The organism is Aureimonas sp. AU4, assembly GCF_001463765.1.
Classification (GTDB): Bacteria; Pseudomonadota; Alphaproteobacteria; order Rhizobiales; family Rhizobiaceae; genus Aureimonas.
This window is the reverse complement of the sequence record NZ_BBWK01000017.1, coordinates 56,037-82,106: the sequence shown is the minus strand read 5'-3', so window position 1 is coordinate 82,106 and position 26,070 is coordinate 56,037. Positions and strand designations below refer to the sequence as shown.

General features: G+C 71.2%; 19 protein-coding genes. 10 read left to right on the top strand and 9 right to left on the bottom strand.

Annotation, left to right across the window (positions count from 1 at the left end):
• Positions 1-64: 64 nt before the first annotated feature.
• From AUL35_RS06565 to AUL35_RS06550, 4 genes are all read right to left on the bottom strand, one after another.
• Complete coding sequence (locus tag AUL35_RS06565; RefSeq protein WP_062013245.1) at positions 65-5,425, bottom strand: translocation/assembly module TamB domain-containing protein; 5,361 nt, start codon at positions 5,423-5,425, stop codon at positions 65-67.
• Positions 5,425-7,404 carry an autotransporter assembly complex family protein gene (locus AUL35_RS06560; RefSeq protein WP_244493682.1) on the bottom strand — a complete coding sequence of 660 codons (1,980 nt, stop codon included), beginning with the start codon at positions 7,402-7,404 and terminating at the stop codon, positions 5,425-5,427. Before AUL35_RS06560 ends, AUL35_RS06565 begins: the two co-directional genes overlap by 1 nt.
• A gap of 299 nt (positions 7,405-7,703) precedes the next feature.
• Positions 7,704-8,189, bottom strand: coding sequence for a BA14K family protein (locus AUL35_RS06555; RefSeq protein ID WP_062013243.1), 486 nt, complete (start codon positions 8,187-8,189; stop codon positions 7,704-7,706).
• Positions 8,190-8,358: 169 nt separating this feature from the next.
• Entirely contained in the window at positions 8,359-8,784 is a 426-nt protein-coding gene (locus tag AUL35_RS06550; protein WP_062013241.1) for a BA14K family protein, read from the bottom strand.
• A 235-nt stretch (positions 8,785-9,019) separates the two neighbouring features.
• Between AUL35_RS06550 and AUL35_RS06545 the strand changes: the two genes are divergently transcribed.
• Both AUL35_RS06545 and AUL35_RS06540 read left to right on the top strand, forming a co-directional pair.
• A complete protein-coding gene (locus tag AUL35_RS06545; protein ID WP_062013359.1) occupies positions 9,020-10,249 on the top strand; it encodes a putative DNA modification/repair radical SAM protein in 1,230 nt (409 codons plus the stop codon).
• Between the two features lie 3 nt (positions 10,250-10,252).
• Complete coding sequence (locus AUL35_RS06540) at positions 10,253-11,725, top strand: UdgX family uracil-DNA binding protein (protein ID WP_062013239.1); 1,473 nt, start codon at positions 10,253-10,255, stop codon at positions 11,723-11,725.
• Positions 11,726-11,732: 7 nt separating this feature from the next.
• On the opposite strand, the gene AUL35_RS21525 is transcribed toward AUL35_RS06540, so the two are convergent.
• The 3 genes from AUL35_RS21525 to AUL35_RS06530 are packed head-to-tail and all read right to left on the bottom strand — an operon-like array spanning position 11,733 to position 14,304.
• Positions 11,733-11,840, bottom strand: coding sequence for a DUF2474 family protein (locus tag AUL35_RS21525; RefSeq protein WP_202814261.1), 108 nt, complete (start codon positions 11,838-11,840; stop codon positions 11,733-11,735).
• 1 nt (position 11,841) lies between these two features.
• On the bottom strand, positions 11,842-12,855 hold the full coding sequence (gene cydB, locus AUL35_RS06535) for a cytochrome d ubiquinol oxidase subunit II (protein ID WP_062013237.1): 1,014 nt from the start codon (positions 12,853-12,855) through the stop codon (positions 11,842-11,844).
• A 12-nt stretch (positions 12,856-12,867) separates the two neighbouring features.
• Complete coding sequence (locus AUL35_RS06530) at positions 12,868-14,304, bottom strand: cytochrome ubiquinol oxidase subunit I (RefSeq protein WP_062013234.1); 1,437 nt, start codon at positions 14,302-14,304, stop codon at positions 12,868-12,870.
• Positions 14,305-14,492: 188 nt separating this feature from the next.
• Here AUL35_RS06530 and AUL35_RS06525 point away from each other — a divergent pair, with 188 nt between their 5' ends.
• Together AUL35_RS06525 and AUL35_RS06520 are read left to right on the top strand one after the other, a co-directional pair.
• Positions 14,493-15,179 carry a D-lyxose/D-mannose family sugar isomerase gene (locus tag AUL35_RS06525; RefSeq protein ID WP_062013232.1) on the top strand — a complete coding sequence of 229 codons (687 nt, stop codon included), beginning with the start codon at positions 14,493-14,495 and terminating at the stop codon, positions 15,177-15,179.
• A 230-nt stretch (positions 15,180-15,409) separates the two neighbouring features.
• Complete coding sequence (locus tag AUL35_RS06520; RefSeq protein ID WP_082666155.1) at positions 15,410-16,927, top strand: ATP-binding protein; 1,518 nt, start codon at positions 15,410-15,412, stop codon at positions 16,925-16,927.
• Between the two features lie 10 nt (positions 16,928-16,937).
• On the opposite strand, the gene AUL35_RS22530 is transcribed toward AUL35_RS06520, so the two are convergent.
• Positions 16,938-17,522 (bottom strand): DUF2585 family protein, encoded by a 585-nt coding sequence (locus tag AUL35_RS22530; protein ID WP_062013230.1) that lies wholly within the window; start codon positions 17,520-17,522, stop codon positions 16,938-16,940.
• Positions 17,523-17,928: 406 nt separating this feature from the next.
• On the opposite strand from AUL35_RS22530, the gene AUL35_RS06510 reads away from it, so the two are divergent.
• Genes AUL35_RS06510 through AUL35_RS06495 form a run of 4 tightly spaced genes read left to right on the top strand, consistent with a single transcriptional unit; the run spans position 17,929 to position 22,794 of the window.
• The gene (locus AUL35_RS06510; protein ID WP_062013228.1) at positions 17,929-19,173 is read left to right on the top strand and encodes a glycosyltransferase; all 1,245 of its coding nucleotides are present in this window, start codon (positions 17,929-17,931) and stop codon (positions 19,171-19,173) included.
• Positions 19,170-20,351 carry a lycopene beta-cyclase CrtY gene (gene crtY / locus AUL35_RS06505; protein WP_062013226.1) on the top strand — a complete coding sequence of 394 codons (1,182 nt, stop codon included), beginning with the start codon at positions 19,170-19,172 and terminating at the stop codon, positions 20,349-20,351. Before AUL35_RS06510 ends, crtY begins: the two co-directional genes overlap by 4 nt.
• Positions 20,348-21,838, top strand: coding sequence for a phytoene desaturase (locus AUL35_RS06500; RefSeq protein ID WP_062013224.1), 1,491 nt, complete (start codon positions 20,348-20,350; stop codon positions 21,836-21,838). The genes crtY and AUL35_RS06500 overlap by 4 nt, the downstream gene beginning before the upstream one ends.
• Positions 21,835-22,794: a phytoene/squalene synthase family protein gene (locus tag AUL35_RS06495; protein ID WP_062013222.1), complete on the top strand. Its 960-nt coding sequence runs from the start codon at positions 21,835-21,837 to the stop codon at positions 22,792-22,794. The genes AUL35_RS06500 and AUL35_RS06495 overlap by 4 nt, the downstream gene beginning before the upstream one ends.
• A gap of 12 nt (positions 22,795-22,806) precedes the next feature.
• On the opposite strand, the gene AUL35_RS06490 is transcribed toward AUL35_RS06495, so the two are convergent.
• Entirely contained in the window at positions 22,807-23,733 is a 927-nt protein-coding gene (locus tag AUL35_RS06490; RefSeq protein ID WP_082666153.1) for a polyprenyl synthetase family protein, read from the bottom strand.
• 198 nt (positions 23,734-23,931) lie between these two features.
• On the opposite strand from AUL35_RS06490, the gene fni reads away from it, so the two are divergent.
• Both fni and AUL35_RS06480 read left to right on the top strand, forming a co-directional pair.
• Positions 23,932-24,966 (top strand): type 2 isopentenyl-diphosphate Delta-isomerase, encoded by a 1,035-nt coding sequence (gene fni / locus AUL35_RS06485; RefSeq protein ID WP_062013355.1) that lies wholly within the window; start codon positions 23,932-23,934, stop codon positions 24,964-24,966.
• Between the two features lie 58 nt (positions 24,967-25,024).
• Positions 25,025-26,068, top strand: coding sequence for a class 1 fructose-bisphosphatase (locus AUL35_RS06480; protein ID WP_062013353.1), 1,044 nt, complete (start codon positions 25,025-25,027; stop codon positions 26,066-26,068).
• Positions 26,069-26,070 lie beyond the last annotated feature (2 nt).

The following is a 26,070-nucleotide window of genomic DNA, read 5'->3' as shown; positions in this document are numbered from 1 at the left end:
GCGAGGCGGGCGCTGCGGCCCGCCTGTCATCGCCCCGTCATAACGCCGGACGGCCCGCTTCGGTTCAGGGCTTCGGGTCGCCGTATTCGCGCTCGTAGAAGACGCCGACCTCGCCGCCGTTCGCGCCCACGGCGGCGCGTGCCTTGATGTCGGCGCCGAGCTCGAGGTCGATCGAGACGCGGCCCGTGGAGTCGACGCCGACATAGGTATTGTCGTTGAGGTAGCGCCCGACGCCCACCGCCGCCTGGCCGTCGGCGGTCGTGCGGATGTCGATGTCGTCGACGCCGAGCTGCGAGCGCAGGTTGTCGAGAAGGCCCGTCGAGCCGCCGACGCCGGCGAGCTGTGCGGCGGCCGAGGCCAGCTGCGCGATCTGGAGCGGCGACAGGTTGGCCGTGCCCTGTCCGAAGACGAGCCGCGCCAGCACCTCGTCCTGCGGCAGGGCAGGGGTGGAGGTGAAGGAGAAGCTCGGCGCGTTGGCGGGACCCGTGATCGCGACGTTGACGGTCACCCCGTCGCCCGTATCCGACGAGGCGAGGAGGTCGAGCGTCGGCACGAGGTCGCCGTTGAAGGTCAGCGTCGCGCGGCTGAAGTCGAGCCGGCGCGACAGGAGCTGGAAGCGCCCGCGCTGGAGCTCGAAGCCGCCGCTGACGCCGAGACCCGAGACGGGGCCCTGGACGCGGATCGTGCCGCCGAGCTCGAGGTCGAGGCCCCGGCCGCGCACGAAGACGCGGTTGGGCGCGTTCACGGTGACGTCGAGGCGGATGCCGCCCGAGCCGCCCGTGCCGCCGGACCCGCTGTCGGGGTTGATCTCGCGCAGCTGCCTGAGGACGGCGGGTGGCGTGTTGCGCCGCTTGAGGTCGATCTGGGCCAGCGAGGTCGGCAGGTTCTCGGGAACCTGGATGTTGATCTCGCTCGTGTTCACGGTGCCCGACAGGAGGGCATCGCCCGTCAGCGGTCCCGTGAGGCGCAGCGAAGCGTCGAGGCGCACCGTCGCGAACTCGCCGTCGGCGTAGCGCACCTGATCGCCGTTGATGGTGAGGTCGGCCGGGAAGCCGTTCCCGAAGCCCACCGTGCCCGACACGCGCACCGTTCCGCCCGAGCGCACGTTGGCGGTCAGGCTCTGAATCGTCGCCGACTGGCCGTTCAGCGCGATGTTGGCCTGGATGTTCTCCAGCGAGACGTTGGCGCCCGTATCGTTGAAGGTGGCGCCGCTTGTCGTGACCGTGCCGGTCACGTTGGGCGCCGCCGCCGTTCCGGTGACGCGCGCGTCGACCCGGACCACGCCGCTCACCGAACGGCCGCCCGTGGCCAGCGTCCGGTTGGCGAGCGCGAGCGGTGCGGTGCCGTTGAGGGCGAGGTCGAAGCTCGGCGTTCCCGCAAGCCCGACCGAGCCGTTGGCCGAGAACTGCAGGCCATCGCCGCTGAGCGTCCCGTCCACCGTGACGCGGGTGCCCGAATAGGTGCCGCGCGCCGCGACGTCGAGCGGCCCGACGCCGGCCTCACGCGTCGGCTGGAGGCTGAGGCTCGCCACGCGCAGGTCGTAGTCGACGGCCGGCGCCGAAACCGAGCCGGTGGCGCGAACCGTTCCGTCGAGCGTCCCGGTGGGCGCGAGATCGGGCACCACGGCGGCGGCGAGCGACACCGGTACGCCCCGGATATCGGCGTTGAGATCGAGGCGTTGCCCGACCGAACCCGACGCCGTGACGCGGCCCGAACCGAGATCCAGCTGCGCGGTTTCGAGCTGCAGCGTGCCGCCCGAATAGGAGCCGCGTGCGACCGCATCGATCGGCGGCGCACCGGCCTGCCGCCCCTGCGCCACCGAGACGCCGCGCGCCGTGACGTCGAAGCGCGCGCTCGGATTGCTGAGCGTGCCCGTGGCCGAGGCCTCGCCGGACAGCGTGCCGCGCGCGCCGAGGTCGGGGCGTACCGCGTCCGCGATCGCGAGCGGCAGGCGGTCGAGCGCGAGGCGCAGGTCGAGCGTTCGGCCGAGTGTGCCCGACAGCTGCAGCGAGCCGTCGCCCACCTGTACCGTGCCGCGCTCGAAGCGCACGGCGCTGTCGGCGATCGTGCCGGCGAGATCGAGGCGAACCTCCTCGATACCGGCCCGTCGCAGCGGGGCTGCCGAAAGGCCACGGCTCGCGAGCTCGAAGCGGCCGGTCGGATCGGCGATCGAGCCGGTCGCCTTCGCGCTGCCGGAGATCGTGCCGCGCGCATCGAGGCCCTGGACAAAACCGTTGGCGAGCGCGGCGGGAAGCTCGGCGATCGTGAGGTCGAGGTCGAGATCGCGCCCGATGCTGCCGGTCGCCTCGATCCGGCCCGAGCCGACGGTCGCGAGCGCGCGGTCGAGGCGAACCGTCGAGCCGCGATAAAGGCCCGCGATCTCGACCCGAAGCGGCGGCACGCCGGCCCGCGCGACATCGGTGGCGGTGATGTCGGCGCCGGTCAGGTCGAAGCGGACGGCGGGGTTGGCGATCGAGCCGGTCGCCGTGGCCGTGCCGTCGATGCGGCCCGAGGCGCCCAGGCCCTCGCGGAAGCCGTTGGCGAGCGCGACCGGCAGGTTGGTGAGCGCCAGATCGAGGTCGAGCGTCTCGCCGACCGTGCCGCTCGCGTCGATCGTGCCCGACCCCAGCGACACGCGCGCGGCATCCAGTGTCGCGGTACCGTCGCGCAGGCGTCCCTGAAGGTTCGCCTCCACCGGGGCGAGGCGGGCCTGCCGCGTCTGGCGGGTCTCGACGTCCGCCGCCCGGAGCGAGAAATCGACGTCGGGCGAGGAGGCCGAGCCCTTGAGGGCGGCGGTGCCGGTCAAGGTTCCCGACGCGTCGAGATCGGCGACGAAGGGATTGGCGAGCGCGACCGGCAGCCGGTTCAGCGAAAGGTCGAGGTCGAGCGTGTCGCCGGCCGAGCCCGAGAGTTCGAGCGAGCCCGAGCCGGCGTTCAGGAGAACGCGACTGATCGTGGTGCGAACCGAGCCGAGCGTGACCGTGGCGGGCTCGGCCAGCGAGAGCGGGGCGTTCGGCACCTGGGCGGCGAGGCGCCGAAGCTCGACCACGGTCCCGGCATCGGTGAAGGCGACGTCGCCCGACAGCTCGGTCGGCACGCCGTTGAGCCGGAGCGAGGCGTTGACGGCGGTCGCCCGATTGATCGCCTCCAGCGCGGCGTCGAGGCGCGACACGGTGAGCGACCCCGCCTCGATCTCGGCTGCGCGGACCGTTCCCGAAACCTGCGGGCGCTGGAGATAGTCGGTCGCGCGCAGTCGGATGCGGGCCTCAGTAAGGCTGTTTCCGTTCAGCGTGACGGTGGGGGCCGCGAGGTCGAGGTCCGCCGTCGGCGTTCCGTTCGAGCCGACCGCAAGGTTCACGGTCCCGTTGAGCGTGCCCGCGCCGGTCTGGCCGGCGAGCGCCAGAAGGGGGGCTGCGTCGGGCAGGTCGAGGCGCAGCTGGCCGGTGGCGCGGTTCTCGTCGTCGAGCGCGACCGAGCCCTCGACCCGGTTGCGGTTCTGGCGCAGGACGAGGTCGGTCAGCCGTCGCACGCCGCCCTCGGTCGCGAGCGTTGCGGCTAGCCGGAGCGGCGCGCCGTCATAGGTGCCGTTCACCGCCACCGTGCCGGCGGGCGCGTCGAGCGGGAAGGTGCCCTGGATGCGGGCGTCGAGGTTCTCGAGGCGACGGCCCGCCACATCGAGGCGCGCGGCGGTCGCTGTGAGGTCGATCGCGGGGGCGGCGGTCGTGCCGGAGGCGTCGAGCTTGAACTCCGCCTCGCCGTCGAGCCCGCTACCCGCCACCACCGCCTGGTTGAGGCGGCCCGACACGGCGGCGGCGATGGTCTCGCCGGTGAGGCTCGCGGTCCCGGACAGGTCCAGCGCGTCGCCGTCGACCCTGAAGTCGGAGAGCGCGAACGAGCCGTCGGCCGCGCGCGAGGCGCGTCCCGCGATCGCGACGCTCGGACCCACATAGGGAACGGCGTCCGCGGCCAGCGCCTCGGTCTGGAAGCGGCTCTGGATGTCGAGCGCGAAGGTCGAGACGTTCAGCGCCGCCTGCCCGGCCAGCGACAGCTCGGCCACGGCGGTCTTGAGGCTGGCGCTGTCGAGGCCGATCCCGTCCGCCGTCAGCGCGCCCTGGCCGCGCAGGCTGATCGGCCCCTGGAGGACGCGCGTCGCGATGCCGGCGGGAACGCTGGCGCTGCGCGCGTCGGCCTGAAGCTGGAGGGGGCCGGCGATGTTGTTCAGGTCGAAGGCCGTGGAGCTCGCCGAGGCCGTGAGCTCGTTCACGGCGTAGTCGGCATAGCCCGCCGAGCGGGCGGCGGCCGAGAGCTCGACGGCCGCGGCCGAGAAGGCGCCCTGCAGCCGCGCATCGAGGCGCGACAGGTCGATCGCGGTGCGTGCGCCCGCCTCGCCGAGAACGATCGGGATCGGATTGCCCTCGTCGGTGCGCAGCGCCACCGTCAGGTCGTTGGCGGAGCCCGAGCGGTCGAGGACCCCTTGCGCCGTCAGGTCGAGATTGCCGGACACGAGACGTCCGGTGTCGATGGCGATCGCGCCGTCGGGGCGCAGCAGGACGTTCGCCTGCAGGCGCAGATCGCGGCCCACCGTGCCGAGATAGGCTTCCGGCACGAAGGGAGCCGTCAGGGCCGTGAGGTCGGCCTGGACGCGCCGGCCGTCGCCGCCGTTCTGCGTCGAGGCCTGAAGGGTGGCCGCGCGCTCGGAGCCAAGATCCAGCGTGCCGTTCGCCGAAAAGGCGTCGAGCGGGCCGTTGCCCTGGATCGAAAGCGCCACCGGCGGCGCGCCAGGGATTTTCAGGAGCCCCGCCACGAGGCCGCCGGCCGGCTCGCTGGCGTTCATCGCGATCTCGAGCCGGTTGTTCGCCGGCTCGAAGCCGAGCTTGAGGTTCACCTCGCCCGGCTGGTCGAGGCGACGGATCGCCAGATTCGCGTCGAGAACCGCCGGGTCGGCGGACAGGCGCAGCGACCCCTGCGCGGCAAGCCGGGCGCTCACGCCCGCCACCGCTTCGCCGAGCGCGAACTCGTTCACCTGGATGTTGCGGATGTCGGCCGTGATCGAGGGAAGCGAGAAGCCGCCCTCGGAGGACTCGGCCGGGGTCTGGCCCGCCAGCGGCAGGCGCGCGAGCGTGATCTGGCCGGCGGTGAGGTTCTCGACCGAGACGTTCTTGCGCACGAGCGCGAGCGGCGACCAGTCGAGCGCGAGGTCGCGCGCCGTCAGCCACACGCCGTCTCGGTCGGCGACGGTCACCTCCTGGATGCGCAGGTTCCCGCTGAGGACACCGCTGAGACCCTGAACGCGCACCGTGCGGTCGGGCGTCGACAGGAGGTTCTCGAGCTGGCCGGCGAGGAACTGCGCCTTCGCCGGGGCGACCGGGGCGAGCCAGGCGAGGGCGAGCGCGACGACGGCGAGGAGGGCGTGGGGAAACCGCATCAGAAGGCCTGCCCGATACCGGCGTAGATCTGGAACGAGGAGTCGCGCGGGCCGGGATCGAGCGGCAGGGCGACGTCGACGCGGATCGGGCCGAAGCTCGTGATGTAGCGGGCGCCGACGCCGGCCCCCAGCTTGAACTCGCCGAAGTCGGGGGCGAGGTCGGTGCCGACCGTTCCCCCGTCCACGAAGGGCACGATCTGGATGTTTTCCGTGATGCGGAAGCGCAGCTCCGCCGAGGCCTCGAAGACCGACAGCCCGCCGATCGGCGTGTCGACGAAGTTCGGGTTGGTGCCGGGAAAGGCGATCGGGGGCGTGTAGGGACCGATCGACTGGAAGGCGTAGCCGCGCATCGAGCCGCCGCCGCCGGCATAGAAGCGCCGGTCGTTCGGGATTTCGGCGAGGTCCGCCCCCACGATCGCGCCGTAGCCAACGCGTCCGGCGGCCACGAACCGGCCCTCGTCGTCGAACGACAGGTAGGCCGAGACGTCGCCGCGAGCCTTGGCGAAGAAGGTGCCGTTCTCGATCTCGTAGGAGGGCTCGGCGGAGAGCTTGGCGAGGAAGCCGCGCGTCGGGTTCAGCTCGTTGTCGCGACCGTCATAGGTGTAGGTGCCGGGCACGGAGGCGATCAGGAACTCGTTCTCGCCGAAATAGTCGCGCACCGTCTCGTATTCGGCGCGGATGCCGAGCGTCGCCTTCTGCCGGTCGTCGATCTGGTACTCGACGCCGTTTGTCAGGGCGACCGAGGTGCGGTCGTAGGCGAGCGGCTGCTCGCGCAGGCCGATCAGCGATCCGACATAGACCGAGTCGGGCCCGAGCACGCCCGGCTTGCGGAAGGTCGCGCTCGCCGAATAGTCGAAGCCGTCCAGCGGACGGGAGTTGTCGGACAGCGTCTCGGCGCCGATGCGCGCGACCTTGCCCTCGATGCGCAGCGACTCGGCGCGGCCGAAGACGTTGCGGTCCTCCCAGTAGGCGTTGGCGCCGGCGCCTTCCGTGTTGGAGAAGGTCGCGCCCGCGCCGAACACGAAGCGCTTGCGCTCGGCCACCACGACCTGGACCGGGAGCGTCCCGTCGTCTGCCTGCGCATCGCTCGCCTTGACGTTGGCGGTGGAGAAGACGTTGAGGCCGACGAGGCGCTTGCGCGCCTTTTCGATCGCGGCGACCGAATAGGTCTCGCCCGGCTGGATGCCCGCCATGTAGGCGACGAAGCCCGGATTCATCCGGCTCGTGCCCTCGACATAGGTCTGGCCGAAGGGCACGACGCCGCCCGGCGAGATGCGGAGCGCCACGTCGATCCGGCGCGTGGCGGAATCGGCCACCACCTCGCGCCGCGTCAGCGCCACGAACGGGCGGCCCTGGTCGCGAAGGTCGGTGAGGATTCGTCCCTCGGCGGCGAGGATGCGCACCGATCCCGCGTTCGAGCCCGGCGTCAGCTCGTAGGGGGCGGTGTCGATCGGGCCCCGGTCGTCGGCCTCGACCGTGACGGTTCCGATCGTGAACAGGGGGCCGGGATCCACCGTGATCTCGACCGGCACGGTGCGCGAGGTGTCGAAGGTCGCGTCCGGCTCGAGGGTCGCGATGTCGCGCCCGTCCACCCGGATCGTCACGAGCCCGTCGTAGCGCGCGTTCTCGTAGAGGGCCGCCACGATGCGGCGGCGATCGGTGCGCGCCTTGGCCAGGAGCCCGAGCGAGCCCGAAACGGGCTCCTTCTCGTCGGCGATCAGCGAGGAGGCTCGCTCCAGCGTCTTCTGCAGCCCGCTCTCGTCCGGCATGACGGTGAGCGTCGCCTCGTAGCGCACGGGATCGGGAATGCCCGGATCCTCGGCTTCGGGCGAGGTGAAGAGGTTGAACGGATCGAGGAAGCGGAGCGGCGAGGCGGCGGGGCGCGTCGGTGCCTGCGCGCCCACCGGTGTCACGGCCGAAGCCAGCAGGAGGGCGGCGCAGGTCGTGCGCAGCCAGGATGCCGTCAGGGTCTGTGCCAACGCGAACGCTTTCCCACCCGATGTCCGGATGCGCGGCGGAACCGCTCGCATCCGGCCAACCCCCAGCGGCCCATCGGGCCGTCACTCGGGATCCACTTGCCGTTCAAGATGCCGAGTTGGCCCCCGATGACAACCGGTCCGCTCGACGCAGGGCGAAGCGACGAGGCTTTTGTGGGACTTGCGCCACACCTTGGCACGCCCGTCCACAGCAACCCACAGGGCGGGTCCTATCGATCTGTCCGCGCACGAAAAAAGGCCCCGGATCGCTCCGGGGCCCCTGGTTGGAAAGCGTGCCGCGTTCAGAGATTGCAGCGGCGCGCGTAGCCGTCGTAGCCCACGAACGTGTCGGAGCGCGGGTCGTAGGAGCGGTAGCGCGCGAGGCAGCGCTCGACGTGGCCGCTCGGTGCGCGGTTGTAGTAGCGGACCGTGCGGGGCGCGGGATAGCTGTCCTCGTAGGCCGGCGGCTCGACATAGACGGGCGCGGGCGCGCGGTAGGCGGGCGCCGCGTAGACCGGGCGGCCGTAGTAGGGATCGACATAGGCGGGCGCGGGGCGGGGCTGCGAGAGCGCCGAGCCTAGAAGCGCGCCGGCGGCGAGGCCGATCGCGCCGCCCACCAGCGCGTCGCCGCCCCGGAAGCCGCGGTCGTGGTGGCGATAATAGCCCCCTCCGTATCCCCCGCCGTAGTAGGGGCCGGGGCCGTAGCCCCAGGGCTCCGCCTTGGCGGCGGTGGCGCCGCCGGCCGTGACGGTGAGAACGGCGGCCAAACCTGCGAGAAGCATGCGCATGGCGAAACACTCCGAAGCGTTCGAGGTCGGTCCCTGGAGGTCGCTCCGAACAAGCGGAGCCTGGAGGGGTCGCCTCAACCCGTATGATCCGGCACCTGAACGCGCGCTGAACGCTTCGGTTTCAAGGGCGGGTGGGCCGCACCCTCGCGGACGCGGCCCACCGAACGCGTCAGAGGCGGCAGATGCGGCGCTCGCCCGCGCTGTTGGCGACATAGGTGTTGGTGCGCGGATCGTAGGTGCGGTAGCGCGCGGCGCAGCGCTGGGCTTGGCTCGAACTGTAGCCGCCACCGCTGTTGGCCGCCGCCGCGCCCAGCGCCGCCCCGGCGGCAAGGCCGAAGATCGCCGCCGTGGTCGCGTCGCGGCGGTCCTGGCGGTAGTTGTCGCGGTACCAGCGCTGGTAGCGGCGGTTGTCCCAGCGGCGCGCGTCGCGACGGAACTCGCGGCAGTCGCGCGCGCCGGGATTGCGGGCGCAGAAGCGCTCCACGAAACGCTGCTGCTGGCGGTAGCTCTGGGCCTCGGCCGGGGCGGAGGCGACGGTCAGGCCGCTCGTGGCGAGCAGCGCGGCGGCAAGAAACGACGAGATCGAACGACGCATCGGCAAGATATCCTCATAACTCCTGCAAGGCGCTTTGCGCGCCCTGCGAACAACGTCCCACGGGTCGGGAAGCACGGAAATTCGCTCCGGTTCCCCGAACACGGGAAACTGATCGCAAGGTCGCCTTACGGTCATGAACCCAGGCTGAACGCCGATCGGCCGTTTCCGCCGATTTCCTTGGGATAAGCCATCGTCGAGCATGGCCGGAACGAAGGAAGAACACTATATGTTCGGGATGGCCCAGATGACGCTCAAGACCAAGCTCGCCATCCTGTCGGACGCCGCGAAATACGACGCGTCCTGCGCTTCCAGCGGAACCGCCAAGCGCGACTCCTCCAAGACCGGCGGCATCGGATCCACGGAAGGGTCGGGGATCTGCCATGCCTATGCGCCGGACGGGCGCTGCATCTCGCTCCTCAAGATCCTGATGACGAACTTCTGCGTCTACGACTGCGTCTACTGCGTGAACCGCTCGTCCTCGAACGTTCAGCGCGCGCGCTTCTCGGTGGAGGAGGTCGTGAAGCTGACGATGGAGTTCTACAAGCGGAACTACATCGAGGGCCTGTTCCTCTCGTCCGGCATCATCCGCTCCTCGGACTACACGATGGAGGAGATGGTCCGCATCGCGCGCAAGCTGCGCATGGAGGAGAACTTCGCGGGCTACATCCACCTCAAGACCATTCCCGACGCGTCGCCGAAGCTGATCGAGGAGGCGGGGCTGTTCGCCGACCGCCTGTCGATCAACATCGAGCTGCCGACCGACATCGGGCTGGAGCGGCTCGCGCCCGAGAAGAAGCCCCGCGACATCAAGCGCTCGATGGGGCACCTCCGGCTCAAGATCGACGAGCACAAGGGCGAGGCGCGCGACCGCGTGAAGCCCCCGAAGTTCGCGCCGGGCGGGCAGTCGACGCAGATGATCATCGGGGCGGACGCCGCCAGCGACGACGACATTCTCGGCCGCTCCGAGAACCTCTACGGCAACTATCGCCTGCGTCGCGTCTACTATTCCGCCTTTTCGCCGATCCCCGACTCCTCGTCCGCCCTGCCGCTGGCCAAGCCTCCGCTGATGCGCGAGCACCGGCTCTACCAGGCCGACTGGCTGATGCGCTTCTACGGCTTCGAGCGCGACGAGATCGTGTCGGGCGGGGAGGGCGGCATGCTGGATCTCGCCATCGACCCCAAGCTCGCCTGGGCGCTCAAGAATCGGGGGCGCTTCCCGGTCGACGTCAACCGCGCCGACCGCGAGATGCTCTTGCGCGTGCCGGGCCTCGGCACGAAGTCGGTGGACCGCATCCTGTCGACGCGGCGCCATCGAAGCCTGCGCCTCGACGACGTGAAGCGGCTGTGCGGCTCGATCGAGAAGGTGCGCCCCTTCGTGGAGGCGATCGACTGGACGCCGGCCCGGCTCGACGGGCGCGAGACGCTGGTCAGGAAGCCTCCCGCCCAGCAGCTGAGCCTGTTCTGAGCCATGAAGCTCGCGCGCCTCGACCATCCGGCGGACTTCGAGGGCTGGCGCGAGGCCGCGCGCCGGGCCGTGGCGCTGGGCGTCTCGCCGGACGAGATGGACTTCTGCGTCGGCGACGAGGCCGGGCCGCTCTTTGCCGAGCCGCTGGGCGCGATGCCGGACGGCGCGCCCGGCCTGAGCGTCCCGCGCGCCTTTCCCGATCTGGCGCGCAAGGTCGTCTGCCATGCGGACCCCGAGCGCTTCCGCCTCGCCTACCGCCTCCTGTGGCGCCTGCAGCGCGAGAAGGGGCTTCTGGAAGTGGCGTCCGACGCGGATGTCGCGCGCGCCGCCGAGTTCGAAAAGGCGGTGCGCCGCGACAGCCACAAGATGAAGGCCTTCGTGCGCTTCCGCGAGGTGGAAACGACCGACGGGCAGCGCCACTACATCGCCTGGTTCGAGCCCTTCCACCACGTGGTGGAGCTGACCGCGCCCTTCTTCCTCCGGCGCTTTCCCGGCATGATCTGGAGCATCCTGACGCCGAAGCGTTCGGTCCACTGGGACGGGGCGGAGATGGTCTTCGCGCCGGGTGCCGACGCGTCGCAGAAGCCGGCCGACGACGACACCGAGGCGCTCTGGCTCACCTACTATTCCTCGATCTTCAACCCGGCCCGGTTGAAGGTGAAGGCGATGCAGGCCGAGATGCCGAAGAAATACTGGCACAACCTGCCCGAGGCCGCGCTGATCGAGCCCCTGATCCGAGGGGCCGAGGCGGCCTCGCGCCGCATGATCGAAACCGCGCCGACCCTGCCGAGTTTGCGTGCCGAGAAACAATCGGAGCGCAACACCATGGCACGAGCGGCAGCCGTTCCCGCCTTCAACGGCTTCAACAAGGCTCCGGACACGATCGAGGAGGCGCGCGAGCAGGCGCGTCACTGCAAGGCGTGCCCGCTCTGGGAGCCGGCCACCCAGACCGTGTTCGGCGAGGGGCCGCCGGACGCGCCCGTGATCTTCGTCGGCGAGCAGCCGGGCGACCAGGAGGATCTGGCCGGCCACCCCTTCGTCGGGCCCGCCGGCAAGGTGTTCAACGCGGCGCTGGAGGCGGCCGGCGTCGACCGGGCGCAGGCCTACGTCACGAACGCGGTCAAGCACTTCAAGTTCGAGCCGCGCGGCAAGCGGCGCATCCACAAGACGCCGGCGGTCAGCGAGGTGAAGGTCTGCCGCTGGTGGCTGGAACAGGAGCGCGAGCTGATCCGACCCAAGCTTATCGTGGCGCTCGGGGCGACCGCCGCCGCCGCCGTGATCGGCAAGACGGTGACGATCCGCGACACGCGCTCGCGCCTGATCGACCTGCCCGGCGGCGACACCAAGCTCCTCGTCACCGTCCACCCCGCCTACATCCTGCGCCTGCCCGACGCCGAGGCGCAGGCGCGCGAGCAGACGCTGTTCGAGGAGGACATGGGCCGCGTGAAGGCCTTCGTGCCCGAGATCGCGCTCTGACGCCCGGTCAGGGCATGATCGCCCAGCGGATCGCATAGGCGACGACGCTCAGCGCCGCGATGCTGGCGAGCCAGATCGCGGCGAACCAGAGGAGCCTGCGCAGCGCGACGGGCACGTCAGTGGCCGTGCGTGTGATAGCCCTCGCCCTCGATCACCTTTCCCCGGAACACCCAGTAGGAATAGGTCATGTAGGCGAGGATCAGCGGGATCAGGACCGAGGCGCCGACCAGCAGGAAGACGAGGCTGGAATCGGGCGCGGCGGCCTGCCAGATCGTGAGCGCGGGCGGCAGGATGTTCGGATAGAACGAGATGCCGATGCCCGCGAAGGACAGCGCGAAGAGCGCCAGCGCCGACAGGAAGGGCCGCCGGCCCGAGATCGGATTGCGCAGGCCCTTCCAGAGGCTCCAGGCCGAGAGCGCGACGAGAGCAGGGATCGGCGCCACCGCCAAGATCTGCGGGAAGGTCAGCCAGCGCGAGTAGAAGCTCGGCTGGAGGAAGGGCATCCAGGCCGAGACCACCGCGATGGCGAGAACCGTTCCCGCGCCCAGGAAGAGGGCGTAGCGGGCGGCGAGGCGGTTCAGCGGTCCTTCGGTCTTCATGACGATCCAGGTCGCGCCGAGAAGCGCGTAGCCGACCGCGACGGCGACCCCGGTCATCATGGAGAAGGGGGTCGCCCAGTCGAACCAGCCCCCGCCATAGGCGCGGCCCGAGACCTCGATCCCCTGCACGATCGCACCGAGCGACACGCCTTGCGCGAAGGCCGCCACCAGGGAGCCGGCGAAGAAGGACAGGTCCCACACGCCGCGCCAGCGCACGGTGCGCCAGCGGAACTCGAAGGCGACGCCCCGGAAGATCAGCGCCAGCAGCATCGCGATGATCGGCGCGTAGAGCGCGGGCATGAGAACCGCGTAGGCGAGCGGGAAGACCGCGAAGAGCCCGCCGCCCCCTAAGATCAGCCAGGTCTCGTTGCCGTCCCAGAAGGGCGCGACCGTGTTCATCGCCGTGTCGCGGTTCTCGTGTCGCTTGAGGAACGGGAACAGGATCCCGATGCCCAGATCGAAGCCGTCGAGCACGACATAGGCGAGGACGGCGAAGGCGAGGATGAAGGCCCAGAGAAGGGGAAGATCCATGATGCTCTCCTCTCAGGCTTCGGCGCGCGCGGCGCCGGCCACCGTGCCGTCCACGACGTCCATCGCCGGCCCCGGCGTGATGCCGGCGGTGCGGATCGGCAGGAGCGGATCGGGCCCCGCTTCGAAGACGCTCGGCGCTTTGCCCATGGTGCGCAGGATGTAGTAGACGCCCGCGCCGAACACGACGAAGTACACGGCGATGAAGGCGAGAAGCGAGGTGCCGACCGCCGAGGCCGCGATCGGCGAATGGCTCTCGCTCGTGCGCAGGAGGCCGTAGACCGTGTAGGGCTGGCGCCCGACCTCGGTGGTCATCCAGCCGGCCAGAACCGCCGCGAAGCCGCTCGGCGCCATGACGACGGCGGCGCGCTGCAGCCAGCGATCCTCGAAGATCGAGCCCCGGACGCGGCGATACAGCGCCCACAGGCCGATCCCGAGCATGGCGAAGCCGATGCCGACCATGATGCGGAAGGTGAAGAAGACGATCCAGACGTTGGGCCAGTCCTCGCGGGGAAACTGGTCGAGGCCCCTGACCTCGCCGGTGAGCGAGTGGGTGAGAATCAGGGAGCCGAGCTGCGGAATGGCGACCGCGTTCCGCATGCGTCCCGCCTCCATGTCGGGAAGGCCGAAGAGCGTGAGCGGCATGCCGCCATCGCGGTTCGTCTCGAAGTGCCCTTCCATGGCGGCGACCTTCATGGGCTGGTGTTCCAGCGTGTTGAGCCCGTGCGCGTCGCCCATCAGGATCTGCGCGGGCGCGACCACGGTCGCCATCCAGAGCGCCATCGAAAACATGGTGCGCGCGGCCGCGTTGTGCCGGTCGCGCAGGAGGTGGAAGGCGCCCACCCCGCCCACCACGAAGGCGGTCGTCAGGTAGGCCGCGAGCACCGTGTGCGCGAGGCGGTAGGGGAAGGACGGGTTGAAGACGATGGCCCACCAATCCTCCGGCACGAACTGCCCGTTGGCCGCCACCGCGTAGCCGGCCGGCGTGTGCATCCACGAGTTCACCGACAGGATCCAGAAGGCCGAGCCGAGCGTGCCGAGCGCCACCATGAGGGTCGCGAACATGTGCAGGCCCTTGCCGACGCGGTTCAGCCCGAACAGCATGACGCCGAGGAACCCGGCCTCGAGAAAGAAGGCCGATAGCACCTCGTAGGCCATCATCGGACCGAGGATCGAACCCGTCCTGTCCGAGAAGACGCTCCAGTTCGTGCCGAACTGGTAGCTCATCACGATGCCCGACACGACGCCCATGGCGAAGCTCACGGCGAAGATCTTGACCCAGTACTGGAACAGCGTCCGGTAGACCTGCCGGCCGGTCGCCAGATGCAGGCCGTTCAGGACAGCCAGGAACGAGGCGAGGCCGATCGTGAAGGCGGGAAAGAAGAAGTGGAACGAGACCGTGAAGGCGAACTGGATGCGCGCGAGCAGCACGGGGTCGAAGCCTTCGAACATGGCGGCGTCCTTTCGCGGGCGCGCCCGGGCCGGTGCCCGTCCGGCGCGTCGTCCGATGGAAAGGTTTTAGCACCCAAGCTCTCGCGGGAAAGCGGACGGATTGCCCAAGCCCCTGTCGCCCGGAGCCGATCCGGCGTGCTAGGAGCGCTCCCGCCCGGCGGTCGGGCGTTCCAGGGAGGAGTGCTGCCATGAAGCGTTCGCGCGTCAACGAGATCCTGCGCGAGGGGGACGAGTTCATCCGCTCCTTCGGCTACCGCATGCCGCCCTTCGCCTATCTTTCGCCGAGCGAGATGAAGGCGCGCCGGAGCGAGCTCTCGGCCGTGGTGGAGCGCCGGCTCGGCTGGGACATCACCGACTACGGTCGCGGCGACTTCGACAATATGGGCCTCTTCCTCTTCACCACGCGCAACGGCGACAATGCCGACCTGAAGGCGGGGCGCGGCATGCTCTATGCCGAGAAGATCATGATCTCGCGCCAGGATCAGCTCTCGCCCATGCACCGCCACGACCTCAAGGCCGAGGACATCATCAACCGGGGCGGCGGCACGCTGGCGCTCAAGCTCTACACCGCCGCCCCCGACGGCTCGATCGACAAGGCGGCTCCCGTCAACGTCGTGACCGACGGCATGCGGCGCCAGATGAAGGGGGGCGACATCCTGCGCCTCCAACCCGGCGAGAGCGTCACGCTCATGCCGCGCACCGACTGGCACGCCTTCTGGGGCGAGGGGGGCGACGTCCTGATCGGCGAGGTCTCGACCGTCAACGACGACCTCACCGACAACGTCTTCGCCGAGGCCATCGGGCGCTTCGCCGAGATCGAGGAGGACGAGGAGCCCGTCCACCTCCTCGTCTCCGACTACGACAAGTGGCTCTGAGCCGCTAGGACCACCGTCTCGGGCCGGGCCGGTCGTCGCCCGGCCCGATGCGGCCCGCTTCGTCGGCTCGCGCGATGCGGGAAAACGGCGTCCTCGTGTGGACAGAAACGCCGGCGGGACTCCTTTTCCACAGCAGCCCGCGCTAGGATTGGTTTCAACCAGAGCCGAACGCGCCGGGCGCCCGCCGTCCCCTTCGGCTCCGTCCGCGCCCGCGCCGGAGAAGCATCGAATTGACCAAGGTCGCCGTCGATCTCGGGACCACCGCCACCGGCGAGCCGGCGGAGATGGATCTCGAGGAACTCCTGTCCACGCGCCTGCTCGTCCAGGGCAATTCCGGCTCGGGCAAGTCGCACCTCTTCCGCCGCATCCTGGAGCAGAGCGCCGGCTTCGTGCAGCAGGCGATCATCGACCCGGAGGGCGACTTCGTGTCCTTCTCCGAGCGCTTCGGCCACGTCGTGGTGGATGCCGATCGCACCCCGGCCGAGCTCGGCCGCATCGCCGCCCGCATCCGCCAGCACCGCGCTTCCGTCGTCCTCAACCTCGAGGGGCTCGACGCCGAGGTGCAGATGAGCTGCGCCGCCGCCTTCCTGAACGGGCTCTTCGACGCCGACCGGCACTACTGGTTCCCGATGCTGATCGCCGTGGACGAGGCGCAGATCTTCGCGCCCTCCATGGCGGGCGAGGTGGCCGACGAGGCGCGCCGCATCTCGCTCGGCGCCATGACCAACCTCATGTGCCGCGGCCGCAAGCGCGGGCTGGCCGGCATGATCGCCACCCAGCGCCTCGCCAAGCTCGCCAAGAACGTCGCGGCGGAAGCCTCGAACTTCCTGATGGGCCGCACCTTCCTCGACATCGACATGGCGCGCGCCGCCGACCTCCTCGGCATGGACCGCCGCCAGGCCGAACGCTTCCGCGACCTCCAGCCCGGCCACTTCGTGGCGCTCGGCCCCGCGCTCTCGCGCCGCCCGCTGCCGGTTCGCATCGGCTCGGTGGAGACGGCGGGCCGCTCCGGCCGACCGGTCCTGATGGCGCTGCCCGAGGCGAGCCCCGAGGCCATGGCCGACCTCATCTTCACGGCCGGCGCCGACGAGCCGGTGGCCCTGCCGCCGCCGCCGCGCGCGCCGCGCGAGCCCGTGGTCTCGACCCACGAACTGCTCGAGCGCGTCGCCGGGCCGCGCATGGCGGCGGGCGCCGCGGAAGCCGAGCCCGAGGCCGACCCGATCGATGCCGAGGAGCTCGAACAGCAGATAGACGAGATCATCGGCGAGCTGATGAGCGCGCCCGACGCCGCCTTCCGCCCGGCACCCGTCCTCTACCAGGACTTCCTCGTCCATTGCCGCCTGAAGCGCCTCGGGCGCACGACGCTCGACATGGCGGCCTTTCGCCGCCGCCTCGGCCTTGCGCGGGCCGGCGTCGGCGAGGGCGGAGCGGACGAGGCCTGGGCCGAGGTGGTGGCGCGCTCCGAGGAACTGCCCGAGGACATGCAGGGCGTCTTCCTCCTGATCGCCAAGGCGGCGCGGGGCGGGGAGCCCTGTCCCGACGACGCGACGCTCGCGCGCGCCTATGGCAGCCACTCGCCCTCGCGCGGCCGTTTCCTTCTGACCTACATGGCCGAGCGCGGCTTCATCGCGAGCGAGACGGACTTCCGGGGCAACCGCGTGGTCACGGTGGCGGGGCCGAACTGGCGCACGGGTCCGGGCGTCTCCAAGCCCACGCCCGGCATGACGCCCCGCATGCGCCGGGCCTGAGGCGGCGGCCTCAGACCGAGATGCCGAGGACGCGCAACGTGCCGAGGACGAAGCCGTCCTGGATGGAAAGGGCGATGGACGCCTCGATCGCGGCCAGCGCGAGGAGCGATCCCCAGAGCGGCACGGATCGCGCGAACAGGAAGCCGAGCGTGACGAACACCGTGTCGCCGAACGCGTTGAGGACGCTGTCGCCCGAATAGGACGGCGCCCCGGCCGCGCCGTCGAAGAGCGCCACCACGAAGCTCGTGTTCTCGACCATCTCCCAGATCGCGCTGGAGCCGACCGCCAGAAGCAGCGTCCAAGACAGGGGCCAGCGCGGCCGCGCGCGCGACAGCGCGGCGTAGAGGCCCATGCCGAGCGCGACATGAAGCAGCGAGTACCAATCGGCGAACTGCTGCGAGGCACCCGGCGAATGCGGGTCGCCGTCCCATAGCGCGACCGTGCCGCAGGCGCAGACCCAAGGCCGGCCCATCAGGCGCAGCCACGTCAGCATGGCCAGAAGCGTCAGGAGCGCGATCCCCGCGAGGACGACCGGACGCCGCAGGAGAAGGCCCCTGTGTCGGAAACGCGGCAGAACGGGGGCGAGATCGGTCATGCGCCTGCAACGCGCGATACGCGTTGCGGTTGCCGACCGCGATGTCGCACGGCGGCCGTGTTCTGTGGAAAAGATTTCGAGGGAGCGACGGACCCGCGACAGGGGCGGCGTGCCACCCGCCTGGTAGCAGCCGGGGCAGGTCGATGCGGGCGGCGGCCGGGCCCGGCGATGGTCCACGCGGACGGGCGGGATCCGTGGCTGGCCCCAAGCCGGTGCCTGGCTCTTTTGGGTCCGATGCAACCCCTGTCCGTGGTCCGTGGTACCCTCCGGGCGCTTCGCGTGCCTTCCCTTTTGCGGCGGTTGTGCCAAAACCAACCGAACCGGCGCGGCGTCTGCCCGTCCCCGTCCTCGATTCCTCCGCCCCTCGTCCCCGGACCGGCGGCCCCGTCGCTTCCCCCCGGCCCGCATGACCCGCTTTGCCCTCGTCTGTCCTCCGTTCTGGAGCCACGTTCGCGCCTTCGAGGCGTTGGGCGAGGCGCTGGCGGCACGCGGCCACGAGGCCACGCTCGTCCTGAACCATGGCGGCGCCGCGCTGTCGCGCTCGGTGCAGGTCCCAGCCTTCGAGATCGCGGGCGAGGCGGGCGAGGCCCGGCGTCACGCGCTGGCCGGCCGCCGGGGAGTGCTCTCCACCGTCCGCGAGGCGGCGCGCCGCACCGATGCGCTCTGCCGCCTCGCGCCGCCCCTTCTTCGCGATCTCGGCGCCGAGGCGATCCTCGCCGACCAGATGGAGCCGGCCGGCGGGCTTCTGGCGCGCCACCTCGAGCTGCCCTTCGTCTCGGTCGCCTCGGCGCTGCCGGCCGATCCCGATCCCGCCATCCCGCCGCCCTATCTCGGCTGGCCTTTCGATCCGTCCCCGCAAGGGTTGAAGCGCAATCGCGGCGGGGCGCTCGTGGCCGGCATCGCGATGGGCGCGCAGAACCGTGCCGTCCGGCGCTGGGCGGATGCCTTCGATCTTGCGGGCATCGCGACGCTCGAGGACTGCTTCTCGCCGCTGGGAACCATCAGCCAGACGGTCGCGAGCTTCGACTTCCCGCGCGAAGGGGGGCGGATCTTCGCGGTCGGCCCGTTTCGCGGCCTCGAGGTCGAGGAGGCGGCGCCGCTTCGTCGCGAGAACGGGCGACCGCTCGTCTTCGCCTCCTTCGGCACGCTGCAGGGACACCGCCTCGGGCTCTTCCGGCGCATCGCGGCGGCCTGCCGGCGCCTCGGCACCCGCCTCGCCATCGCCCATTGCGGCCTTCTGACGGCGGCCGAGGCCGCCTCGCTCGATGCCGATCTCGTCACCGACTTCCTGCCCCAGCGCGCCATCCTGCGCGAGGCCGACGTGTGCGTCACCCATGGCGGGCTCAACACGGCGATGGACGCGCTGGAGATGGGCGTGCCCTGTCTCGCCATCCCCTTCGGCTTCGACCAGCCGGGGGTGGCCGCCCGTCTCGCCTATCGCGGCGCGGGCTTGGCCCTTCCGCATCGGGGCCTGACGATATCGCGCGTCGAAACCGCTCTCGCCCGCCTTCTGGCCGATCCCGGCTTCGCCCTTGCGGCGCGGCGCATCGGTGCCGACATCCGGTCGGGCGGCGGCTGCGCGCGGGCGGCCGCGATCGCGGAAGGGCTGGTGGGCGCTCCGGCGCGCCGACTGGAGGAGGTGCGGGCATGAGCGAGTACGACCTGATCCTGGCGGGCGGGGGCCTGGCCAACGGGCTGATCGCCTATCGCCTCGCGCAGCGCCGGCCGGACCTGCGGGTGCTTCTCCTGGAAGGGGCGGAGCGGCTCGGCGGCAACCACACCTGGAGCTTCCACGACGGCGACCTTTCGGCCGCCGAGCACGGCTGGCTCGATCCGTTCGTCGAGCACCGCTGGACGGACTACGACGTGCGCTTCCCGCGTCGCCGGCGAACCGTCTCGACCGGTTACAACTCCGCGACCTCCGAGCGCTTCCGCGACGTTCTCGGCCGCGTCATGGGTCCGTCGCTTCGCCTCGGCACCCCCGTCGTCGAGCTGAACGAGACCAGCGTCACCCTCGCCGACCAGACGGTGCTTCGCGCAAGGGCCGTGATCGACGGGCGCGGCCAGCGTCGTTCGGCCCATCTCGACCTCGGCTTCCAGAAGTTCCTCGGTCAGGAATGGGAGTTCGAGCGCCCGCACGGCATCGCGCGTCCCGTCGTGATGGACGCCACTGTTCCCCAGAGCGACGGCTACCGCTTCGTCTACGTCCTGCCGTTTTCACCCACCCGCCTCCTGGTGGAAGATACCTACTATGCCGACGGCGAGGCGCTGGAGACCGAGCGCCTGCGCGGAGCGCTGCGGGCCTATGCGCAGGCGGCGGGCTGGGGCGAGGGGCGCCTCCTTCGCGAGGAGCATGGCATCCTGCCGATCGCGCTCGGCGGCGACATCGACGCGCTCGTGGAGGAGGCGAGGGGCGTGCCGACGGTGGGCCTCGCGCGCGCGCTGTTCCATCCGACCACCGGCTACTCGCTGCCCGACGCGGTCCATGTGGCCGACCTCGTCGCGGGCGCGCCCGATCTCTCCTCGCCGGCCCTGTCGCGGCTTCTGGCGAGCCACGCCCGCAACATCTGGAACGACCGCGCCTTCTTCCGCACGCTGAACCGCCTCCTGTTCCTCGCCGGGCCGTCCGAGGAGCGCTACCGGGTGCTGGAGCATTTCTACCGGCTGCCCGATCCGCTGGTCGCGCGCTTCTATGCCGCACGGCTGGATTTCGGCGACAAGATCCGCATCTTTGCCGGGCGTCCCCCCGTCTCGGTGCGCTCGGCGCTGCGCGTGCTTTCGCAGCGCGGCCGATCCACCGCACCGACCCACCAGAAGGAATCCGCATGAAGCCGAATGCCCGCAGCGCCGTCGTGATCGGATCGGGCTTCGGAGGCCTCAGCCTCGCGATCCGGCTCCAGGCCGCGGGCATCGCGACCACGCTCCTCGAGAAGCGCGACAAGCCCGGCGGCCGGGCCTATGTCTACGAGGATCAGGGCTTCGTGTTCGACGCGGGGCCGACCGTGATCACCGATCCGAGCGCGCTCCATGAGCTCTGGGCGGCGGCCGGCCGGCGCATGGAGGACTACGTCACCCTCCTGCCGGTCTCGCCCTTCTACCGGCTGTGCTGGGAGGACGGCTACACGTTCGACTACGCCAACGACCAGGGCGAGCTCGACCGGCAGATCGCGCTGAAGAACCCCAAGGACGTCGAGGGCTACCGGCGCTTCCTCGCCTATTCGTGCGCCGTGTTCGAGGAGGGCTACCTCAAGCTCGGCACCGTGCCCTTCCTTCACTTCCGCGACATGATGCGCGCCGGGCCCCAGCTCGCCAAGCTTCAGGCCTGGCGTTCGGTCTATGCCAAGGTCGCCGAGTTCATCGAGGACGAGCAGCTTCGCCAGGCCTTCTCGTTCCACTCGCTGCTGGTGGGCGGCAACCCGTTCGCCACCTCCTCGATCTACGCCCTGATCCACGCGCTGGAGCGCGAATGGGGCGTGTGGTTCCCGAAGGGCGGCACGGGTGCGCTGGTGCGCGGCATGGTGAAGCTCTTCGAGGACATCGGTGGCCGGATCGAGCTGAACGCCGAGGCCGCCAGGATCGAGATGGAGGACGGGCGGGCGTCGGCGGTCGTCGCGAAGGACGGCCGGCGCTTCGCGGGCGACCTCGTCGCCTCCAACGCTGACGTCGTCCACACCTACGACAAGCTGCTCGGCCACGTGTCGCGCGGCACCGAGGAGGCGCGTCGCCTCAAGCGCAAGCGCTTCTCCATGTCGCTCTTCGTGATCTATTTCGGCCTGTCGAAGGCGCAGCCGCAGCTCCAGCACCACACGGTGCTGTTCGGCCAGCGCTACCGGGCGCTGATCGACGAGATATTCAAGGCCAAAACCCTGGCGGGCGACTTCTCGCTCTACCTTCACAGCCCCTGCGCGACCGATCCGAGCCTCGCTCCCGAGGGCGCCGGCTCGTTCTACGTCCTGTCGCCGGTGCCGCACCTCGGCAACGCGCCGCTCGACTGGAGCGTCGAGGGGCCGCGCTACCGCGACCGGATCTTCGACTATCTCGAGCAGCGCTACATGCCGAACCTCCGGCGCGACCTCGTGACCAGCCGCATCTTCACGCCCGACGACTTCCAGAGCGAGCTGAACAGCCACCACGGCTCGGCCTTCTCGCTCGACCCCGTGTTGACCCAGTCCGCGTGGTTCCGCACGCACAACCGCGACCGGCAGATCGAGAACCTCTTCTTCGTGGGCGCGGGCACGCATCCCGGCGCGGGCGTGCCGGGCGTCGTCGGCTCGGCCAAGGCGACTGCCGGCCTGATCCTCGGCGAGGCGGCTTGAGCCGAGCGGCTTCGCAGGACACGGCATCGCAGGAGACCGGCGCCTTTGCCGAGCGCTCCATCGCGGCCGGCTCCAAGAGCTTCGCCGCCGCCGCGCGCCTCTTCGACGGGGCGACGCGCGGCGACGTCGTGCGCCTTTATGCCTGGTGCCGCCACTGCGACGACGTGGCGGACGGACAGGAGGGCGGCCATCTCACCGGCGCACGGCCCGACGCCCCGATCGGGGAGCGGGTGGCGGGCCTCAGGCGCGACACGGACCGCGAGCTGGGCGGCGACACCGAGGGGCTGCATCCGAGCTTCGCGGCGCTCAGCGAGGTGGTGCGGCGCCACGCGTTGCCGCCCGCGCTCCTGCACGAGCATCTGAAAGGCTTCGAGCTCGACGCGGGCGGGCGCCGCTACGAGACGCTGGACGACCTTCTTCTCTACTGCTGGCACGTGGCGGGCGTCGTCGGCGTGCTGATGGGCCGCGTCATGGGCGTTCGCGACGAGGCCGTGCTCGACCGCGCCTGCGACCTCGGCCTCGCCTTCCAGCTCACCAACATCGCGCGCGACGTCGTGGAGGATGCGGGCGAGGGGCGCGTCTATCTGCCGCTCGCCTGGCTGCGCGAGGAGGGGGTCGCGCCGGACGATCTCGCAGACCCCGCCCATGCCGGCGTGGTCGCGCGGCTGCGTCGGCGCCTCGTGGAGGCGGCCGAGCCCTATTACGCCTCGGCGCGCCAGGGCATCGACCGGCTGCCGCGACGCTCGGCCTGGGCGATCGGCACGGCCGAGCGCGTCTACCGCCGGATCGGGCTGAAGCTCGTCCAGGCGGGCGAGGGCGCGCATGGACGGCGCATCTCGACATCCAAGGGCGAAAAGGCGGCGGCGATCCTGGCGGGCGGCTGGGGCGCGGTGCGCTTCCGCGCCTATGGCGAGGAGCCGCGCGATCCCGCGCTCTGGCGAAGGCCCGCGGTCTAGCGGTCGCCTAGCCTAACCGAGCGCGATCGGCTCGACGGCGCTCGGCAGGCCGGGCGCGAGACGCGACGAGCGCCCGAAGATGTCGTCCACCAGCGCGTGAAGCCGCGAGCGCTTGCCGAAGGCGGCGGTCAGCCGCTCGTGCGCGGCGTCGATATGACGGTCGATGCGGCGCTCCACCTGCGCGGGGCCGATCAGCGCCACGATGGTCGACTTGCCCGCGTCCTTGCCGACGTCCTTGCCGGTGAGCCCGGCATGGGCCTCGCCGTCGAGAAGGTCGTCGAGGAGCTGGAAGGCAAGGCCGATCTCGCTCGCAAAGGCCCGCAGCTCGGCGCGCACCGCCGCGTCCGCGCCCGCGACCACCGCGCCGATCTCGGCGGCGGCGGCAAAGAGCGCGCCGGTCTTCAGGCCGTTGCCTTCCGCGATGTCGCTCAAGGGGCGCGCCGACCGGCCGCCGTGCAGGTCGAGGAACTGGCCGGCGACGAGCCCGTGCGCGCCCACCGCGTCCGCCAGGATCGCCACGCACTCGCCCTTGGCGGCGGGCGACAGGGCGCGCAGGCGCGCCAGCGTTCCGTAGGCGGCCGAGAGAACCGCGATCGCGGCAAGAACGGCCACGTCCTCGCCGTGCGCCCGGTGCGTCGTCGGCTGGCCGCGCCGCAGCTCCGCGTCGTCCATGCAGGGCAGGTCGTCGAGGATCAGCGAGGCGGCGTGAACCATCTCCACCGCGCAGCCCGCGTCGAGCGCGGGCTCCGACAGACCGCCCAGCTCCTCGGCCACCAGCAGCGTCAGGATCGGCCTCAGCCGCTTGCCGGGGGCGAGAACGCTTTCGCGCATCGCCTGGTCCAGCTTGGCCTGTCCCGGCAGGGCCGGGGGCATCAACTCGTCCAAACGCAGGTCCACGCGGCGGCGGAGTTCGAGGCGTTCGGGATGGGCTGTCGTCATGCTGGCGTCATATCCTTGGACGGCGTCCGGGTCCCGGTCGCGCGCGTCCGGTGGTAATTTCTAGCACGGACATCCGCCGCTGGAAGTCCCGCCCGTTTCCATCCCCGATCCGATGCGACGAAACGACATAGAAGGTTTCCAACCGCGAGGATGCGGTCCAAACAGGGCCAGACGCCCGAGGAGAGCTTCGTTACCCGCATGCAGCCGCCCGCCGACATCCGCGACCGGAAGGACCAGCACCTCGACCTCGTCCTGGCCGCGCAAGGGGCCGGCGCCCCCGCGCGGAGCGGCTTCGACGCGGTCCGCTTCGAGCATTGCGCGCTGCCCGAGATCGACTTCGACGGGATCGACCTGTCCGCTTCATTTCTCGGTTACCGGCTGCGGGCGCCGCTTCTGATCAGCTCCATGACCGGGGGAACCGCCCGCGCGGCGCGAATCAACCGGCATCTGGCCGAGGCGGCCGAGGCGTGCGGCATCGCGCTCGCCGTCGGCTCGCAGCGCATCGCGGTCGAGGGACGCGGCGAGGGCGGGCTCGACCGGACCTTGCGCGACGCCGCGCCGGGCGTGCCGCTTCTCGGCAATATCGGCGCCGGCCAGCTTGTCGCCGGCTGGGGCGAGCGGGAAGCGCGGCGCGCGGTCGAGATGATCGGGGCCGACGCGCTGATCGTCCACCTCAACCCGCTCCAGGAGGCGGTGCAGCCGGGCGGCGACCGGCGCTGGAGCGGCGTCCTCCCCGCGATCGAGCGGCTGGCGGCGGTCCTCGACGTTCCGATCGTCGCCAAGGAGGTCGGGGCGGGCATCTCGGGCGCCGTGGCGCGCCGCCTCGTGGACGCCGGCGTCGCCGCGGTCGACGTCGCGGGCGCGGGCGGCACGAGCTGGGCCGCGATCGAGGCCGAGCGCATCGGCGATCCCCTGGGCCGTGCGAGCGCCCTGCTGTTTGCCGACTGGGGCATCCCGACGCCGCAGGCCATCGCGGACGTGCGCCGCCATTGCCCCGACGTGGTGGTGATCGGTTCGGGCGGGGTGCGTCATGGCCTCGACGCCGCGCGCGCAATCCGGCTCGGCGCCGACCTCGTCGGCCAGGCCGGGGCGAGCCTTCGGGCGGCGGAGGTGTCGGGCGAGGCGGCGGCGCGCCACTTCGCACAGGTCGCGCACGAGATCCGCATCTCCTGCTTCTGCACCGGCTCGCGCGACCTTGCCGCGTTGCGCCGCGCGCCGCTTCTGACACCCTGACCTTGCGTTCCCCGCGCGCTTGGGCGATCCCGCTTCCTGTCCGCGTGCGACGAGGGAGCTGAGCGCCATGACCTTGAGCGACTACCTGAAGACCCAGGCGGGCACGGACCCGGTCCGGCGCGACGTCGCGAGGCTCGTCGAATCCCTGGCCGAGGCGGCGATCGAGCTCCACCACGCCATCGCATCCGGCGCCGCCGACCGGGAAGGCTCCGGCGGGGCGGCGGTCACCAACGGCGGCGGCGACGTGCAGAAGGTGCTGGACCGCGAGGCCGACCGCCTCTTCTCGGAGGCCGCGCGCCGTGCGCCGGTCGCCTTCTACGGTTCCGAGGAGCAGGACGACGCCGTGGCGCTCGACGCCGATGCCGGCCTCGCGCTCGCCATCGACCCGCTCGACGGCTCCTCCAACATCGAGACAAACGTCTCGATCGGCACGATCTTCTCGGTCCTACCGGTCCGGGCCGAGCACCGCGCCGACAGCGCCACGGTCTTCCGGCAGCCCGGCCGCGACCAGCTGGCGGCGGGCTATTTCGTCTACGGGCCGCGCCTCCTCCTCGTCCTGACCGTGGGCGAGGGCACGCACGCCTTCGGCTGGGACCCGGCCTCCAACACGTTCGTTCACGCGGCCCGCATGACGATCCCCGAGCGGGCCAAGGAGTTCTCGATCAACGCGTCCAACCGGCGCCACTGGGACGAGCCGGTCCTGTCCTACGTCGCGGCGTGCGAGGAGGGGGCACAGGGGCCGCGCGGGCGCGACTTCAACATGCGCTGGGTGGCCTCGATGGTGGCCGACGCCTACCGCATCTTCCTGCGCGGCGGCATCTACATCTATCCCGGCGACCGGCGGCCGGGCTACGCCGAGGGGCGCATCCGCCTCGTCTACGAGGCCAACCCCGTGGGCTTCTGCGCCGAGCAGGCCGGGGGCGCGGCGAGCGATGGGCTCCAGCCCATCCTCGACATCGTCCCGACCCATCTCCACCAGCGAACCCCGGTGGTCTTCGGCTCGCGCGAGGAGGTCGTGGAGTTCGGCCGCGCGGTGGCCGACCCGGCGAGCCGCGCCGAGACCTCGTCCCTCTACGGCCACCGGCCGGTCGGCGGGTTCTGAGC

What these genes read in the sequence shown, in the direction of transcription:
- AUL35_RS06525 (WP_062013232.1), top strand. Translation starts at nt 14,493, where the DNA reads ATGAAGCGTTCGCGCGTCAACGAGATCCTGCGCGAGGGGGACGAGTTC.
- cydB (WP_062013237.1), bottom strand. Translation starts at nt 12,855, where the DNA reads ATGGATCTTCCCCTTCTCTGGGCCTTCATCCTCGCCTTCGCCGTCCTC.
- AUL35_RS06555 (WP_062013243.1), bottom strand. Translation starts at nt 8,189, where the DNA reads ATGCGCATGCTTCTCGCAGGTTTGGCCGCCGTTCTCACCGTCACGGCC.
- crtY (WP_062013226.1), top strand. Translation starts at nt 19,170, where the DNA reads ATGAGCGAGTACGACCTGATCCTGGCGGGCGGGGGCCTGGCCAACGGG.
- AUL35_RS22530 (WP_062013230.1), bottom strand. Translation starts at nt 17,522, where the DNA reads ATGACCGATCTCGCCCCCGTTCTGCCGCGTTTCCGACACAGGGGCCTT.
- fni (WP_062013355.1), top strand. Translation starts at nt 23,932, where the DNA reads ATGCAGCCGCCCGCCGACATCCGCGACCGGAAGGACCAGCACCTCGAC.
- AUL35_RS06530 (WP_062013234.1), bottom strand. Translation starts at nt 14,304, where the DNA reads ATGTTCGAAGGCTTCGACCCCGTGCTGCTCGCGCGCATCCAGTTCGCC.
- AUL35_RS06540 (WP_062013239.1), top strand. Translation starts at nt 10,253, where the DNA reads ATGAAGCTCGCGCGCCTCGACCATCCGGCGGACTTCGAGGGCTGGCGC.
- AUL35_RS06565 (WP_062013245.1), bottom strand. Translation starts at nt 5,425, where the DNA reads ATGCGGTTTCCCCACGCCCTCCTCGCCGTCGTCGCGCTCGCCCTCGCC.
- AUL35_RS06550 (WP_062013241.1), bottom strand. Translation starts at nt 8,784, where the DNA reads ATGCGTCGTTCGATCTCGTCGTTTCTTGCCGCCGCGCTGCTCGCCACG.
- AUL35_RS06545 (WP_062013359.1), top strand. Translation starts at nt 9,020, where the DNA reads ATGGCCCAGATGACGCTCAAGACCAAGCTCGCCATCCTGTCGGACGCC.
- AUL35_RS06500 (WP_062013224.1), top strand. Translation starts at nt 20,348, where the DNA reads ATGAAGCCGAATGCCCGCAGCGCCGTCGTGATCGGATCGGGCTTCGGA.
- AUL35_RS06510 (WP_062013228.1), top strand. Translation starts at nt 17,929, where the DNA reads ATGACCCGCTTTGCCCTCGTCTGTCCTCCGTTCTGGAGCCACGTTCGC.
- AUL35_RS06490 (WP_082666153.1), bottom strand. Translation starts at nt 23,733, where the DNA reads ATGACGACAGCCCATCCCGAACGCCTCGAACTCCGCCGCCGCGTGGAC.